The sequence below is a fragment of the Streptomyces sp. bgisy027 genome (assembly GCF_057710365.1).
The window spans coordinates 132146-147136 of record NZ_JBYIVZ010000016.1 but is presented as its reverse complement, the minus strand read 5'-3'; the positions used below and the strand labels follow the sequence as shown (position 1 = coordinate 147136).

The 14991-nt window shown below is 70.1% G+C and carries 12 protein-coding genes; 6 read left to right on the top strand and 6 right to left on the bottom strand.

Translation table 11 applies throughout. From position 1 onward, the window contains the following. The gene (locus AC3ETA_RS18640) at positions 1 to 900 is read right to left on the bottom strand and encodes a UTP--glucose-1-phosphate uridylyltransferase (protein WP_432194025.1); all 900 of its coding nucleotides are present in this window, start codon (positions 898 to 900) and stop codon (positions 1 to 3) included. 159 nt (positions 901 to 1059) lie between these two features. Between AC3ETA_RS18640 and AC3ETA_RS18635 the strand changes: the two genes are divergently transcribed. From AC3ETA_RS18635 to AC3ETA_RS18615, 5 genes are all read left to right on the top strand, one after another. Beyond that, complete coding sequence (locus AC3ETA_RS18635) at positions 1060 to 1818, top strand: class I SAM-dependent methyltransferase (protein ID WP_432194024.1); 759 nt, start codon at positions 1060 to 1062, stop codon at positions 1816 to 1818. A 70-nt stretch (positions 1819 to 1888) separates the two neighbouring features. After that, positions 1889 to 2785, top strand: coding sequence for an RNA polymerase sigma-70 factor (locus tag AC3ETA_RS18630; RefSeq protein WP_432194023.1), 897 nt, complete (start codon positions 1889 to 1891; stop codon positions 2783 to 2785). Between the two features lie 108 nt (positions 2786 to 2893). Next, the gene (locus AC3ETA_RS18625) at positions 2894 to 3325 is read left to right on the top strand and encodes a hypothetical protein (RefSeq protein ID WP_432194022.1); all 432 of its coding nucleotides are present in this window, start codon (positions 2894 to 2896) and stop codon (positions 3323 to 3325) included. Positions 3326 to 3377: 52 nt separating this feature from the next. Next, complete coding sequence (locus AC3ETA_RS18620; protein WP_432194066.1) at positions 3378 to 5078, top strand: FAD-binding protein; 1701 nt, start codon at positions 3378 to 3380, stop codon at positions 5076 to 5078. 130 nt (positions 5079 to 5208) lie between these two features. Further along, complete coding sequence (locus tag AC3ETA_RS18615; protein WP_432194021.1) at positions 5209 to 5955, top strand: SDR family oxidoreductase; 747 nt, start codon at positions 5209 to 5211, stop codon at positions 5953 to 5955. Between the two features lie 178 nt (positions 5956 to 6133). Here the strand turns inward: AC3ETA_RS18615 and AC3ETA_RS18610 are convergent, their stop codons facing one another. Together AC3ETA_RS18610 and AC3ETA_RS18605 are read right to left on the bottom strand one after the other, a co-directional pair. After that, a complete protein-coding gene (locus AC3ETA_RS18610; protein WP_432194020.1) occupies positions 6134 to 6808 on the bottom strand; it encodes a sigma-70 family RNA polymerase sigma factor in 675 nt (224 codons plus the stop codon). A gap of 90 nt (positions 6809 to 6898) precedes the next feature. Then, positions 6899 to 7162, bottom strand: coding sequence for a WhiB family transcriptional regulator (locus tag AC3ETA_RS18605; RefSeq protein ID WP_432194019.1), 264 nt, complete (start codon positions 7160 to 7162; stop codon positions 6899 to 6901). Between the two features lie 205 nt (positions 7163 to 7367). On the opposite strand from AC3ETA_RS18605, the gene AC3ETA_RS18600 reads away from it, so the two are divergent. Next, positions 7368 to 8087 carry a sigma-70 family RNA polymerase sigma factor family protein gene (locus AC3ETA_RS18600; protein WP_432194018.1) on the top strand — a complete coding sequence of 240 codons (720 nt, stop codon included), beginning with the start codon at positions 7368 to 7370 and terminating at the stop codon, positions 8085 to 8087. Between the two features lie 39 nt (positions 8088 to 8126). Here the strand turns inward: AC3ETA_RS18600 and AC3ETA_RS18595 are convergent, their stop codons facing one another. From AC3ETA_RS18595 to AC3ETA_RS18585, 3 genes are all read right to left on the bottom strand, one after another. Next, positions 8127 to 9923 (bottom strand): stealth family protein, encoded by a 1797-nt coding sequence (locus AC3ETA_RS18595; protein ID WP_432194017.1) that lies wholly within the window; start codon positions 9921 to 9923, stop codon positions 8127 to 8129. Between the two features lie 30 nt (positions 9924 to 9953). Further along, complete coding sequence (locus AC3ETA_RS18590) at positions 9954 to 11624, bottom strand: stealth family protein (protein ID WP_432194016.1); 1671 nt, start codon at positions 11622 to 11624, stop codon at positions 9954 to 9956. A gap of 540 nt (positions 11625 to 12164) precedes the next feature. Further along, positions 12165 to 14213, bottom strand: coding sequence for a SpoIIE family protein phosphatase (locus AC3ETA_RS18585; RefSeq protein WP_432194015.1), 2049 nt, complete (start codon positions 14211 to 14213; stop codon positions 12165 to 12167). Positions 14214 to 14991: the final 778 nt, after the last annotated feature.

The window sequence follows — 14991 nt, the reverse complement described above, 5'->3', positions numbered from 1 at the left end:
TCAGCCGGCGTCGTCGAGCCCGGCGACCAGACCGCGCAGAAGGGGGCCGTACTCCGGGTGGGCGAGGGCGGACGCCATCTGGGCGACCAGGTAGTCGGCCGGGTTGCCGGTGTCGTACCAGCGGCCCTTGATGACCTGCCCGTACACCGCGCGGGTGGCGGCGTAGGCGTTGATGGCGTCGGTCAGATAGACCTCGCCGGTCCGGTGCTCGTACCAGCGGCGGGTCTGCTCGCGCAGTTCGTCGATGATGCCGGGGGTGACGACGTAGCCGCCGATGGCCGCGTACGACGACGGGGCGGAGGCGGGCTCGGGCTTCTCGACCAGGCCGGTGATGCGCAGCTGGCCGTCTCCGAGGTCCTCCTTGACGACGGGGACGCCGTAGCGCTGGGACTCGGTCGGATCCATGGGCAGCAGGGCCAGCACCGGGCAGCCGGTCTGCTCGTAGGCGCGGATCAGCTGCTGGGCACGGGGGACCTCGGCCACGAAGACGTCGTCGGGCCACAGCACGAGCACGGGCTCGTCGCCGAAGGAGCGGGCGGCGTTCAGCACCGGGGTGCCGTTGCCGTACGGGCCGTGCTGGTCGAGGTAGGTGATGTGGCCCTTGCGGGCCAGCTCGGCGACCTCCTCGACGGCGTCGGCGTAGGCCGTCTTGCCGTCGGCGCGGAGCTGTTCGACGAGGGCGGGGTTGGGTCGGAAGTGGTCCTGGATGAGGCTCTTGCCGCCGGAGACCACGATGGTGATGTCGGTGATTCCGGAGTCGACCAGCTCGCGCACGGTGTGCTCGATGACCGGCTTGTCGCCGACCGGGAGCATCTCCTTGGGTGTCGCCTTCGTCAGGGGCAGCAGTCGGGAGCCGAGTCCGGCGGCGGGGATCACAGCCCTGCGGATCGTCGGGGACATCGCATCTCTCTCGGTCGGTCGGCACATCGCACCGGCAGGCGCGGCACGATCGACGCTACCAACGCCTGTCGTGGCCCTGCCCGGCGTCGGTGCACTCTCCGTCGAGCCCGCTGTCACAGATGGGCCGTCCGGCCTGTCTGTCTCTATATGTTCCCTTTCTTGACAGATGTCACCGTTGATCCGCCGAGCCCGGAGCCACGGGACGCCTACGAGGTCAGTGCCGAGTTCTACGACATCCTTCAAGCGGACCGGGACAGGGTCCGTGTGCACCGGTTCTACGCCCGAGACGTACGCACCGCACGCCGGGGTGTACTGGACGTGGGCGCGGGTACCGGGCGGGTCACGCTCATGAGCCTCACCGAGTCGCGGGCTCCGGTCCATGCGGTCGAGCCCGCGCGCTCCCTGCGGTCGCTGCTGATGACGCGGCTGGCGGCGCTGCCCGTCGGCATGCGGACGCGGGTCACTGTGCACCCCCATGGTCTCGGCGAGGCCGGGCTGCGGGAGGTCGCTGACGTGGCGATATGCCACAACACGATCGGCTGTCTCCCGCCGGCCGCGCGCCGCGCCCTGTGGCCGGCCGTGGCCGAGGCACTACTGCCCGGTGGGGTGCTCCTCGTCCACCTGCCGCCCGACCGCCTCCCCCGTGACGAGGCCACGCACGTCCTGCCCGCCCAGAAGGTGGGCCAGCACGTGTACGGAGGGCGCATGGTGATGTCGGCCGACGCGGACCGGATCCGTACACGCTTCGACTACTGGGTGCGCGGCGCGCGGGGTGTCCTGCGCGAGTACACGGAGACGTTCTGGATGTGGCCGGCCTCCCGGGCCGAGGTGATCGCGGAGCTCGCGCGTTCCGGGCTCGTTCCGCTGCCCCGACGGGCCGATCCCGCCGTGCTGGCCGTGCGGCTCGGGCGGCGCTGACGGGCGGCCCCGGCCGCGCGTCCGGCCGTGCCCGCTTGTAGCCTGATCGTCCAGGACTGGAGGACATTCCATGCGCGCCGAGGACGGCACAGACTCCCTCGACCGGGCAGCACAGCAGTTCATGGCGGCGCGCCCCCAGCTCTTCGGCATCGCCTACCGGGTACTCGGCACCGCCGCGGAGGCCGAGGACGTCGTCCAGGACGCGTGGCTGCGGTGGCAGAAGACCGACCGCAGCGAGATCAAGGAGCCGGCCGCGTTCCTCGCGACCGTCACCGCGCGGCTGGCGATCAACGTCGCCCAGTCCGCCAGGGTGCGGCGTGAGTCGTACACCGGGCCCTGGCTGCCGGAGCCGGTCGACACCCGGGCGGATCCGCAGCTGGGCGCGGAGCGGGCCGAGGCGCTGGACATGGCGGTGCTCCTGCTCCTGGAGAGGCTCAACCCCGTGGAACGGGCCGCCTATGTGCTGCGGGAGGCGTTCGACTACCCGTACAAGCGGATCGCGGAGATCCTGGAGACGAACGAGGCGCACACCCGCCAGCTGGTGACCCGGGCCCGCAAGCACATGGCGGCGGAGCGCAAGGAGCCGGTCAGTTCGACCGCGCACCGGCGCCTGCTGGAGGTGTTCCTCGACGCGGCCCGTACCGGCAGCCTGTCAGGGCTGGAGAACGTCCTCGCGCAGGACGTGGTCAGCTACGCCGACGGCGGCGGCATCCGCGGGGCGTCCAAGATCCCGGTCGTCGGCCGGCTGCACGTCTCCAAGTACCTCGTCGCCTTCGCCCCGCGGTTCTGGCCCCCGGCGGAGGTCCGCTGGGTCGAGGCCAACGGCCGGCCCGCGGTCCTCGTGTCGGCCGGGGGCAACCCGGTGGCCCTGCTCTGCGTCGACGTCTCCGAGCGGGGCATCGAACGCATCATGTGGGTCATGAACCCGGCCAAGCTCGCCCCCTACGTGGCGTCGCTGACCGACTGAGGCCGGCGACCGCGCCCCGCCTCACGCCGACGGAAATCGCCGCCCCACTCTGTGAGAAGGGCGGCTCACACTGCCCCGTCTTCGTCGGTGACGAGCGTGAGAGGCCGTATGCGCGGTCGCCCGAGGACCGGTACCGGGTCAAACAACGACGTCGAGCTGCTGCTCGACACACGTGCGACCCGGACGGCCGGCGCCGACGTGACCGTACTCGAACACCCGGAGCTGCCGCTGCTGAAGGTGCTGGGACGCGAGGCGGCCGAGGCGTTCGCCGCGCTGCACCCCGACCACGGCGTCGAACTCCTGCCGAACTCGGAGGTGGAGTCGACCGGGACGGACGTCAACGTGTGGGACGTCGTCGACCCGATCCGCACGCTCATCACCTCCGGCGCGGACGTCGGTGACGAACTCCTCGCCGATCCCGGCGTCCCCTGGAACGCGTCCTGTCCGGGCACAACGGGTGACGACGCACACACACCGAATCGGTCTCCGGGCACCGGAACGCTGTCACAGATGAGCCGCCGGCCCGGTCGTAACTGGTGACATCCCCCGATCGGAGAAGACCGTGGCTATCACCGAACAACGTCTTTCCACCATGGTGCTGGTGATCGGCACCGGCGGTGCGGGTCTGCGCGCGGCGATCGAACTGGCCGAGGCCGGCGTCGACGTCCTCGCGGTCGGCAAGCGCCCCAAGGAGGACGCCCACACGGCGCTGGCCGCCGGCGGCATCAACGCGGCCCTGGCCACGATGGATCCCGAGGACAGCTGGCAGCAGCACGCGGCGGACACGATCAAGGAGAGCTACCTGCTCGCCGATCCCCGCACCGTCGAGATCGTCACCCAGGGCGCCGCCCGCGGCATCGACGACCTGGAGCGGTACGGCATGGCCTTCGCCCGTGAGGAGGACGGCCGTATCTCCCAGCGGTTCTTCGGCGCGCACAAGTTCCGGCGGACCGCGTTCGCCGGCGACTACACCGGTCTGGAGATCCAGCGCACGCTCATCAGGCGCGCCCAGCAGCTCGACATCCCCGTGCTCGACGGTGTCTACATCACCCGGCTGCTGGTGCACGACGGCGCCGTCTTCGGTGCGTACGGCTTCGACCTCGCGAGCGGACGGCGCTACCTGATCCACGCGGACGCGGTGATCCTCGCCGCGGGCGGCCACACGCGGATCTGGCGGCGCACCTCCTCGCGGCGCGACGAGAACACCGGCGACTCCTTCCGGCTGGCGGTGGAGGCGGGCGCGCGGCTGCGCGACGCCGAGCTGGTGCAGTTCCACCCCTCCGGGATCATCGAGCCGGAGAACGCGGCCGGGACCCTGGTCAGCGAGGCCGCCCGCGGTGAGGGCGGGATCCTGCGCAACGCCCTCGGGGAGCGGTTCATGGCCCGCTACGACCCCGACCGGATGGAGCTGTCCACCCGCGACCGGGTGGCCCTGGCCTCGTACACGGAGATCAAGGAAGGGCGGGGCACGCCCAACGGCGGCGTGTGGCTCGACGTCTCCCATCTGCCCCGGCAGACGATCATGACGCGGCTCCCCCGCGTGTACCAGACGATGCTGGACCTCCAGATGCTCGACATCACCCGCGAGCCCATCGAGATCGCGCCCACCGCGCACTACTCGATGGGCGGGGTGTGGGTACGTCCCGAGGACCACAGCACCGACGTGGCGGGCCTGTACGCCATCGGTGAGGCCTCGAGCGGGCTGCACGGAGCGAACCGGCTCGGCGGGAACAGCCTCATCGAGCTGCTGGTCTTCGGCCGGATCACGGGGCGGGCGGCGGCCGCCCACTCGCAGTCCCTGACCGCGCAGCGGCGTTCGGCCGCGGCCGTCGCCGAGGCCCGCGCGGAGGTCGACGATCTGCTCGCCGCGGACGGTCCGGAGAACGTGCGCGCGCTGCAACGCGCCATCCGCAACACCATGACGGAGCACGCGGGTGTCGTACGCGACGAGGAGGGCCTGCGGGCGGGCCTCGCGGAGCTCTCGGTGATCGAGAAGCGGATGGCGGACGTCGGTGTGCATCCGGACATCGCCGGCTACCAGGACCTCGCGCACGCCTTCGATCTGAAGTCGGCGGCCATGGCCGCGCGGGCCACCCTCGAATCGGCGCTGGAGCGTCGTGAGACCCGCGGCTGCCACAACCGCAGCGACCACCCGGACCAGGATCCGGCGCTGCGCGTCAATCTCGTCTGGTCCCCGAAGACCGGTGTGACCCGCGAGAGCATCCCGGATGTTCCGGACGAGATTTCCGCTCTGCTGCAGGAGGTCTCGACCGAAGGAAAGCTTGTCGAATGAGCCGAGGCCGCCGGGCGGAAAATCTTCCGGATTTCTGCCCGGGACCTGTCACAGGCAGACCCGCTCCCCTGTCTCTTCTGGTGCAGGGCAAATCCAGTGCGAAGCGAATTTTCTCCGAGAGGAATCCGTCATGAAGGTCGTAGTGATCGGTGGCACCGGGCTCATCGGCTCGAAGCTGGTCGGCAAGCTGAACGAGCACGGACACGAGGCGGTCGCGGCCGCGCCCAACACCGGCGTCAACACCCTGACGGGAGAGGGGCTCGCCGAGGTGCTGAAGGGCGCGTCGGTCGTGGTCGACGTGTCCAACTCACCCTCGTGGGAGGACGAGGCCGTCCTGACCTTCTTCCGGACCTCCACGGCCAACCTTCTCAGGGCGGAGGCCGATGCCGGTGTGACGCACCACGTCGCGCTGTCCGTGGTCGGCACCGACCGGCTCCAGGAGAGCGGGTACTTCCGTGCCAAGCAGGCGCAGGAAGAGCTGATCAAGGCGTCCGGCCTGCCCTACTCCATCGTCCACGCGACCCAGTTCTTCGAGTTCGTCAAGGGGATCGCGGACATCTCGACCGACGGTGACACCGTGCACCTGTCCTCGGCCAAGTTCCAGCCGATCTACTCCGACGACGTGGCCGCGGCCGTCGGCCGCACCGCGGTCGGCGCGCCCGTCAACGGCGTGGTGGAGATCGCGGGCCCCGAGGTGTTCCGGCTCGACGAGCTGATCCGCAAGACGCTCGCCGACGCGAACGACCCCCGCACGGTCGTCACGGACCCCAAGGCCCCCTACTCCGGTGCCCAGCTCCAGGAGACGACGCTCCTGCCGGGTCCGGACGCGCACATCGCGGAGACCAGGCTGGCCGACTGGATGGCGCGGCAGCAGTAGAACACCGCCAGGTGGCCCCTGCCGACGGGCGGGGGCCGTTTTCCGTCATTTGATCTCGGCCCTTTTCGAAACTGCGGACCCGTGCGGACGAATTTGCTCCGGGAACTGAGAAATGTCGACGAGTGAATGAGCGCCGTGTGTCCGCTCCGCACTCGCATTCCCCCTCATGAGACGTCGGTCATGCGTGCGCGTCCGTGGTGAGGACCGCTTCCAGGTGCGCGAGGTCGCCGTACCGGGCCGCGGCGAGGAACGCCTGGACGAGCCGGCGGTGCGCCACGGAGTCCACGGGCTGCCGGGGACGGTCCGCGGCGAGCCGCTCCTGGGCCCTCGACGCCTGCTGCCTCGCGTTGTCGACGCCGATCCCCAGGAGCTCGGCGATCCGGCCGTACGGGTAGTCGAAACCCTCCCGCAGCACGTACACCGCACGCTGTCTCGGTGTCAGCGTCTCCATCAGCAGGCGGACCGCGCCCTCGGCGGCGTCGTGCCGCTCCGCCACCGCCTCAGGCGTGGCGTCGAGGTCCGTCGACTCCGGGAGCCAGGGGCCGGCACAGGACTCCCGGCGCTTGAAGGCGGACTGGACGAGGTTGATCGCCAGCCGGGCGGTGGTCGTCCTGAGCAGCGCCGACGGATTGCGGACCACGGTACGGTCGGCCCGCTGCCAGCGCAGCCAGGCCTCCTGGATGACGTCCTCCGCCTCGTTCGTGTCCCCGACGATCCGGTGGGCGATCTTGAAGAGACCGGGTCTGGCCTGCATGAACACCGATGTGGCGTCGTCGGGTACGACCATCGCCGGTGCGGCCGTCCCGACCGCCCCCTGCCGGCCCGGCCCGGCTTCGACCAGATGCGTCTCCACGACCGGCTCCCTGGCTCGGTGGATCGGCGGCCGAAAAGCTGCCGATTCCAACATCTCGCCACAGGCACCCGACCGCACCTCGCGGCCGGGTCAGGGGGTGACGCGTCCCCGGGAAGGGGGTACCGGGCGCCGGGCCATGGCATGGCGTTCCTGTTCCGTGGTGCCGCCCCAAATGCCGTCCATCGGACCCGCCTCGACGGCCCACGCGAGGCACTGCGCACGCACCGGGCAGCGCCGGCACACGGCCTTCGCCTCGTCCGTCTGCAGCAGCGTCGGACCGCTGCCGCTGTTCCCGACGGGAAAGAACAGATCAGGGTCCTCGGCCTGGCAGAGCGCCCTTTCACGCCATTCCACGGAAGACCTCCACTGCGATCGACTGCCGGTGCCGCACGGGGCGCGGCACGGTCCGTCACCGCTGAGACCGGATGGCCGCCGTTTTCGTGACAGGCAGGCCCCTGTCACAGGGCGCGGGCCTGTCCGGTCACACCTGACGAGCGGACGCGTCACGAGAGAGATGCGGTCGTCGTCCTGGGGAGCCGCGCGCGAGGGAGGTCGGGCTGTGGCGGGTGCGGACGATGCGGTGTCGCTGGCGGAGTTGGTGGACGAGCGGCGGCATCTGCTGGCTGTGGCGTGCTGGTTGCCGGGCAGTGGGCGCGAGGCCGAGCGTGTGATCGACGAGGCGTACCGGCAGTGGTTCGGGCTGCCGGAGGCGGAGCGGAACCGGATCGAGGAGCCGCGGGTGTGGTTGTGCCGGGCGGTGGGCGGCGCGTGTCTGTCCCGGCCGGCGTCGCCGGGACAGCGCGGGGCGAGCGCGGACGAGGTCGGCGGGGTTCTGCCGGACCCGTCGTCGCCGGCGGATGGGGCGCGCCGGAGTCTGCGGGCCCGGCGGGGGCGGCCGACATCGGCGGAAGAGCACGACACGGTGGTGCGGGCGGTGCGTGAGGCGTGTGCGTGTGAAGACGAGAGGCGCCTTGCGTCGTTGCTCGCGGCGGACGCGGCCGCGTTCTTCGACGGGGGTGGGAAGGTCCGGACGCTGGTCAGGCCGGTGGAGGGGGATGTGCCGGTGGCGCGCAGTCTGCTGACCCTGCTGGCGCGGCAACCCCGCACCACGCTGGCCACGCACGCGGTCAACGGCCGGACCGGGCTGGTGGTGCGCTACGACCGTCAGGTCGCCGCGGTCATCAGCCTCGACGTCGTCGGCCCACACGTCGTGCATGTCTGGGTGACCCTCAACCCCGACAAACTCCGGACCTGGAATCACACGGTTCGATCCCGCTGACGGCCGGGACCCGACATTCCACGTCCGGTACGGCGGCCTCTACCGCGCCAGGTGCTTCTGAGCCACTTCACCGCTCCGTGCGACCGGGCGCGGGGTGATCACGGGTGCCGTCCCTTCGAATCGGCTGCGGAACGGGTACTTCCGTTCCAGGAAGTCGTGGATGACGGCCTGCGCCGCCGATCTCGCGGCCGGTGCGGTGTCCACGTCGTTGAGGCAGAAGAAGTCGATGTCCTCGCCGGCCGCGAGGCGGGCCAGGCGGCGCCGCATGTCCGGTGTGCCCAGCTGGACGTAGCGGAACCGGTAGTCGGCCGGCACGGCCCGGCCGGTCATGATCGCCCAGTGATGGTGGAGCGTGGACGCCGGAGCGACGTCCGAGGTGGAGCGGAAGCGCGAGTAGGAGGTCCGCTCGAGCTCCTCGATGCCGAGGCGCTCCATCTCCCGCATGACCGACAGCAGTTGGGGATGCGGAGTGTGCAGCGACTTGTGGGTGATGTTCGTGCCGTGGAAGCGTCTGATCACCTCGCGGGCGTTCTTGCCCGCGGAGTTCGGGGCCGGCTCCAGCGGATGCGGGGCACCGACGCCGAGTTTCAGCGGTGACAGCGGGATCCGGGCGATGCCGTTGCCGTGGAAGAAGTGCTCGGCCCGTACCGGGCGGTTGATGAAGACGTCGTCGTTGAAGTAGAGGTAGTGGTCCGACAGGCCAGGGATGTGGTGCAGCCTGCTCTCTATCGCGTGCGAGTTGAACACGGGGAGCGCGTCGGCCGGGAGGATCTCCCGGTGATCGACCACCGTCAGGCCCGCCACGTCCGGGTCCAGCCAGTCGGGGAGCTGGGAGTCGGTCACGAGATACACGTGCCGGACGAAGCCGGCGTACATCTCCAACGAACGCAAGGCGTACCGCAGTTCGTCGTGGTCGGTGTAGCGGGAGGCGCCGGTCTCGCGCGGGGCGATGACGTTGTCGGAGAGCGCCTGGTGGGCGCGCCGCTTCGCGGCCAGTGCGGGGTCGTCCCCGTCGACCCAGGTGTACACGGCGTCGACGGGGAAGCGCACCTCGTCGATGCCGGGCTCGGCGAACGCGGCGAACGTCGGCACGCTGCGGTCGCGGGACGCCACGGCGGCCGGCTGCTGCGCCGCCACCGGCAGCACCTCCGAAACGGGGTTGCGGCGCGGGGCGACCAGCGCCGTGCCGAAGGTGTCCGGCAGCCGGCTGCCCGGGACAGTGAGCCAGGACGGATCCCCCGAGGCGGTGCCGAAGTCCCGGCCGTGACGCCAGAACTCGATGTCGCACCCCGTTTCGAGGCCGGTGAGCACCTGCCTTCCCGGGCCGAGGCGCACCATGCCGGTGCGGAGCACCGCGGCCCGCTTCACCGCTCGCGGCAGCTTCCGGTCCGCCCACAGTGCCGCGTTCGTCACTGCTCCGTCGGGGCCGACGGCACCGACGTACCCGACGGTGCCGGCGAAGCGCCGGGCGGCCTGCGTCAGGACCATGCCGCGGTGCGTCTCCGCGACGCCGATGATCCGCCGCGGCCCGCCGTGCCCGAGGTCGGCGGGGACGAGGAAGTACGGGACGCCGAGCTCCTCCAGCAGGGCGCACACCCGGTCGAGATCGGCTTCGACGGCGTCCGCGGCGGTGTAACCGGCGACCGTACGGCCGTACAGTCGCATCGGCCCGAAACTGACCCGGCGCAGTCCCGGGTCCGTGGCCCGCAGGCGCCGTCGGGGCCGGGCCGCGCGCAGCGCCCAGAGCCGGGCCGAAAGCCAGAGCCCCAGGCGTACCAGAGAGTCCCGCACGGCCCGCATGCTCCCGAGCGCGGCGCTGCGGTGACGGATGTCCATGCCCCCCATGTCCATGCCCGCCAGCCCCCGTCACTTCTGCTTCTCGAAAGGACTCGCGAAGGGGAAGTAGTCCGCGAGGAACTCGTTCATCCGGACGCCGACCCGCTCCCGTTCCTCGGGCGGCACATCGACGTCGTTGAGGCAGAAGAAGTCGAACCGGCGGTTGCGGCGCAGGTCCGCCAGGCGTCCCTCGGCGTCCGGGCGGCTGATGTTGACGTACCGGAAGCTGTACTTCCCCGGTACGCCGCGGCCGGTCATCAGTGCGTACTGGTAGAGCAGCGGAGCCGTCATGGCGAGGTCCTGCGGGGAGCGGAAGCGGGACGCCGTGGTGCGGGCGACGTCCTGCGGGAAGAGCTCTTCCAGGGCCTGGAGCGTCTCCCGGTGCTGCGGCAGCGGGGTGTGCATGAAGTTGTTCGTCGTCATCCGCCCGAACTTCTCCAGCAGCAGCCGACGGACGTTCTTGTTCGCGGAGTTGGTGGCCGTCTCCTCGGCGTGCGGTTTGCCGACGCCTATCTTGAGCGGGGACACCGGGATCTTCATCAGGCCGCTGCCGTGGAAGAAGTGCTCCGCGGTGACCCGGCGCCCGACGAACACGTCGTCGTTGAAGTACAGATAGTGCTCCGACAGGCCGGGGATGTGGTGCAGCCGGGTCTCGATCGCGTGCGAGTTGAACACCGGCAGGACGCCCTCGGGAAAGATGTCGCGGTGGTCGACGACGGTGATTCCCGGGGCGCTGTCGTCGAGCCAGTGCGGCTTCTGTCCGTCGGTCACGAGGTATATGTGCCGGACGAAGTCGGCGTACATGGCGAGTGAGCGCAGCGAGTACTTCAGCTCGTCGTGGCTGGTGTAGCGGGAGGCGCCGGTCTCCTTGTCCAGAATCTCGGCGATGCCGTGCTCCTGGTACCGGGCCCGCTTGGCCCGCATCTCCGGTTCCTCACCGTCCACCCAGGTGTAGACGATGTCGACGGGGAAGGTCACGTCGTCCAGGGTCGGCAGGGTGAGCGGGGCGAAGCTCGGCAGCTCACGCTCGCCGACCCGCACCGCGACCGGCTGCTGCTCGGCCGCCGGCAGCACGTCCGTGATGCCGTTGTTCCGCGGCGCGACGAGGGACTCGGCGAAGACGTCCTCGGACGCCTGCGGCTGCACCTTGGCCAGTCGGCGGGGCCCGTCGTCGGAGGCGAGGAGGTGTGCCCCGTCGTCCCAGAACTCGACGTCGCAGGCGAGTTCCGGTCCGGCGAGCAGCTGGCCCGAGGGGCCGAGGTGGTTCTCCCCGATCCGCAGCACGGGAGCCGTGCGCAGCGGGGTCGGCAGTACACCGTCCATGAACAGGGCGGGGTTCTTGAGCTTGCCGCCGGGCAGCGGTCTGCCGATGAACACCGCCCTCCCCGCGTTCTGTTCCTCCAGGGTGGCAAGCAGGCACTCGCGGTCGACGGTGTTCACGCCGACGGTGTGGCGGATGCGCGAGGCCGGTACCAGGAAGTACGGGACGCCTGTCTGCTCCAGGGCGGCGACGACCAGGCCGAGGTTGGCGGCGGCGGCCTCGGCGGCGCTGAACCGGGTCACGACCCGGCCGTAGAGCTGCTGGCCGCGCACCGCCACCGGGCGGAGCACCGGGTCCGTGACCGCGGCCCTGCGGCGGCGGCGCAGGGTGCGCAGCTGCCAGACCTGTTCGGCGGCTTTCCGCTCGACTCGCGGTCTCATCCGCCGGGCAAAGGAACGCACAGTCACGTTCTGAGCTCCTCTTCATCGACCCCTGAACATCCCTGCGTTAGCCAGACAGACGCGCGAGACGGATGGTTGTAGAAGAGTTCTCCGAAAATTAACGATCAGAGGGCCGTTCACACAACTCCCCTGCATCTACCTGTGATAAAGCCCCGGTCAGGCCCACGCCCCGACCGGCACGAACGAGTTGTCCTGCCGGGAACGTCTTTGACCCTTCTGGGCGACGCCCTGACCTGCGCAGGAGCGCCATCGCGCAGATTCCCGTGCACATCGCTTGCACACTGGCAGCGTCTGGCTCAGCGCGCGGAGACGGCCAGAGCGACATCGCCGCCGCCCTCCGCCACACCGGCCGCGGCTACCACCGGCCCCTACGAGCTCTCGGTCTCACCTGACGAGCCCAGGTAGATCTCGATCATGCAATGCCCCTGGCCATGGGAGGGGGCAGGCGAGGTGCACAGACGCAGTTGCCCCGGCGGGCGATCGGCGAGCGGAACGTGCAGTCCCGCACGTGGTGCCAGGTCACTGGCTGGGGCGGATGATCAGGAGGGCGATGTCGTCGTTGTGCCGGCTGGAGTGTTCGGCGTGGCGGAGGAGCCGCTCAGCGAGGTGGTCGAGGTTGTGAACCTGGTTTTGTGCGAGGAGTTGGGCGAGGGCGTCAGTGGTGTCGTCGATGTCTGCTCCGGGGACCTCTACCAGCCCGTCGGTGTAGAGGACGAGTACGGCGCCGGGCGGCAACGGGATCTCGGTGGTGGGGTAGTCGGCATCAGGGTCGACGCCCAGCAGGAGTCCGGGAAGCAGTCTCAGGACTTCTGTGCCTCCGTCAGGGTGGCGGAGCAGGGGTGGGGGGTGTCCGGCGGTGGCGAGACGGACGCGGTGGTGAGCGAGGTCAAGCTGGGCGATCAGGCAACTGGTGAACCGTCCCGCGTCGAGGTCGGTGAGGAGGCGGTTGGTGCGGGCGAGGAGGTCGCCGGGGGAGGTGCCGGCGGCGGCGTGGGCGTGGACGGCGGTGCGGACCTGTCCCATCAGGGCGGCGGCTGCGGTGTTGTGGCCCTGGACGTCGCCGATCGCTGCTGTGGTGGCGGTAGGCATGTGGATGAGGTCGTAGAAGTCGCCGCCGATGTCCATGCCATGACCGGCCGACTGGTAGCGGGCGGTGACATCCAAGCCGGGGACGTGGGGCAACGCAGGGGGCAGCAGGCCGGTCTGAAGGGTGTGGGCGAGGGTGTGCCGGGCGTCGTAGAGGCGGGCGCGGGCCAGGGCCTGGGCGATCAGTCCGGCGAGGGAGGCGAGAAGAGCACGATCGGACGGCCGGAAGGGATGCGGCTGGTCGTAGGAGAGGACGAGGGATCCGATGCTGCGCCCGGAGGCGGTCAGGGGCAGGAAGGCCCAGGCGCTCCTGGCCTCGTAGCGAGGCGCGTCGGGATACGTGCGCTGGAAGTCGGCGAAGCTGGGGAAGAAGGCGGGGTCGCCCTTGGCCCCTGCGTGCGCGGACGGCGTTCCGGAGGACAAGGACGTGCCGTCGAAGCGGTCGATGAACTCGGTGCTGTAGCCGCGGTGGCCGATGATGCGCAGGCGGCCTTCTTCGGCGATCATGAGGACCAGGCCCTGAGGTCCGAAGGCGGGCACGATCTGGTCGGCGACGACGTCGGTGACGTCATGGACGGTGGCGGCTTCAGCGAGGGCAGCCGCCAGATGTGTGAGGTGGTACAGCCCCATGACTCCGACTGATTCCTCGGAAGAAGCATCCGGAGTGGTGTCTGTCTGCCGCATGGCGGGTGTGATGTGGACGCTGATACCGCTGTCGTCGGGGTAGAGCTGGAAGAGCAGTGGTGCATCCGGCGAGCGCATGGCGGTGAACGAGGTGGGTCGACGGGTGACCACTGCTGCGCGGTAACTTTCTTCACTGACCGGTGCGTGCAGCCACGGCAGTGCTTCCCACGGCCGACGGCCCGCGAGTGAGGCGGCATCGGCGCCCACCAGATCGGCGCCCGCGGAGTTGATGAAAGTGAGCCGGCCCTCCAGATCGAGTGCGCAGCACCCCACGGGAAGGCGTTCGGTGAAGCCGAGCGCTGCCATGGCCCGGGCGGGGTCGGCGTCCTTGGGCGATGCCGGAAGATACCGAGGTTCATCAGGAGGCAGCAACGGGTTGCCCTGCGTGGCGGCGTGCTCCAGGACAAGTGCCACCTGCCGACAGCATGCGGTGACGGCCTCACGCCGGTGCGAGCTCAGGTGCGCAGGGTGTCGGGCGGGCCACAGCAGTGCAAGGCCGCCCCACACCTGGGAGCCGCTGACGAAGGGTGCCGCGGCAAGCGCGAAGTCGTACGGCAGGACGAGGCCCACTTGCGGGTAGCGGCGGGCCACCTCTTCCTGGCTTTCCAACCAGACCGAACACCGTTCGCGCATGGCGTCCGTGACCGGCGTCGAAGCAGTCAGGGAGGCTCGGGACCAGGGCGCGGCGATCTGCCGGGACACACCGGACAGCAGGGCGAGCCACAACACCTGATCTCCGGGCGGCCGCAGGTAGAGCAGCCCGGCCGATGCGCCGGTCTCGCGCATCACGTCGGTCATGAGCGCTTCCACGTGTTCCATACCGGGGCCTGGCCTTGGGCCGACAGGCGACGATTGCATGACCCCTACCACGTCCTCATGACAACCGCGGTGACCGTGCGAGAGCCGTAACCGCCTTCCACCGACGGTGGTTTGTATACCGCCGGCCACCGCACGGGCGGACGGCGCCCCGCAGCTGCGCACGATTGACCCAAAGAGAACAATTACACCCAAACCTGCACACTCAATAACAATACGCCTGAGCATACGGATGGCAGCTTTTCAGACACACGACAGCCCTGCATCGACACGTACATTCTCCTCCCGTTGTCGTCGTTCGGCTCCAGCGGCCCGGATCGCACGACGGGCACCAGCTCCCGCCATCCGAAGGCGGCCTCACGGTCCCCCTCAACGAGGCCGTCGCTTGCCCCACGGCAGCCGAGGCCCTCTCACCGCCTTGCGCGCATGCAGAACGGGACGAAGGGCTGCGCGGCAATCCGGGGCGCCCTCCGGGCGCCCCGGACAGGTGAGCCGCGGCCGCCTCGCAGATCAGCGGATCTCCGCCCTCAGGTCCTCCTCAGGGAAGGCTCAGACTTCCACCAAGCGATCGGGTGACGACGGCCCCATGATCGAACTGTCCCGGAGACCCGGATGACCGGTGGGCCACCGACCCGTGTCATCAGTCATCCGGAAGCGGATTCGCCCACGGCATGTGGCCCTCTCAGCCTCTGACCGCACGAACTCGCCCCACCGGACCGCCAACGCCAAGGCGCCAAGGCGCCAAGGCGCCAAGGCCAGT

Excerpts from the sequence above, each read along its gene's own strand:
- AC3ETA_RS18590 (WP_432194016.1), bottom strand. The coding sequence starts at position 11,624 with ATGAGACCGCGAGTCGAGCGGAAAGCCGCCGAACAGGTCTGGCAGCTG.
- AC3ETA_RS18620 (WP_432194066.1), top strand. The coding sequence starts at position 3,378 with ATGGTGCTGGTGATCGGCACCGGCGGTGCGGGTCTGCGCGCGGCGATC.
- AC3ETA_RS18615 (WP_432194021.1), top strand. The coding sequence starts at position 5,209 with ATGAAGGTCGTAGTGATCGGTGGCACCGGGCTCATCGGCTCGAAGCTG.
- AC3ETA_RS18585 (WP_432194015.1), bottom strand. The coding sequence starts at position 14,213 with ATGACCGACGTGATGCGCGAGACCGGCGCATCGGCCGGGCTGCTCTAC.
- AC3ETA_RS18595 (WP_432194017.1), bottom strand. The coding sequence starts at position 9,923 with ATGGACATCCGTCACCGCAGCGCCGCGCTCGGGAGCATGCGGGCCGTG.
- AC3ETA_RS18630 (WP_432194023.1), top strand. The coding sequence starts at position 1,889 with ATGCGCGCCGAGGACGGCACAGACTCCCTCGACCGGGCAGCACAGCAG.
- AC3ETA_RS18625 (WP_432194022.1), top strand. The coding sequence starts at position 2,894 with ATGCGCGGTCGCCCGAGGACCGGTACCGGGTCAAACAACGACGTCGAG.
- AC3ETA_RS18640 (WP_432194025.1), bottom strand. The coding sequence starts at position 900 with ATGTCCCCGACGATCCGCAGGGCTGTGATCCCCGCCGCCGGACTCGGC.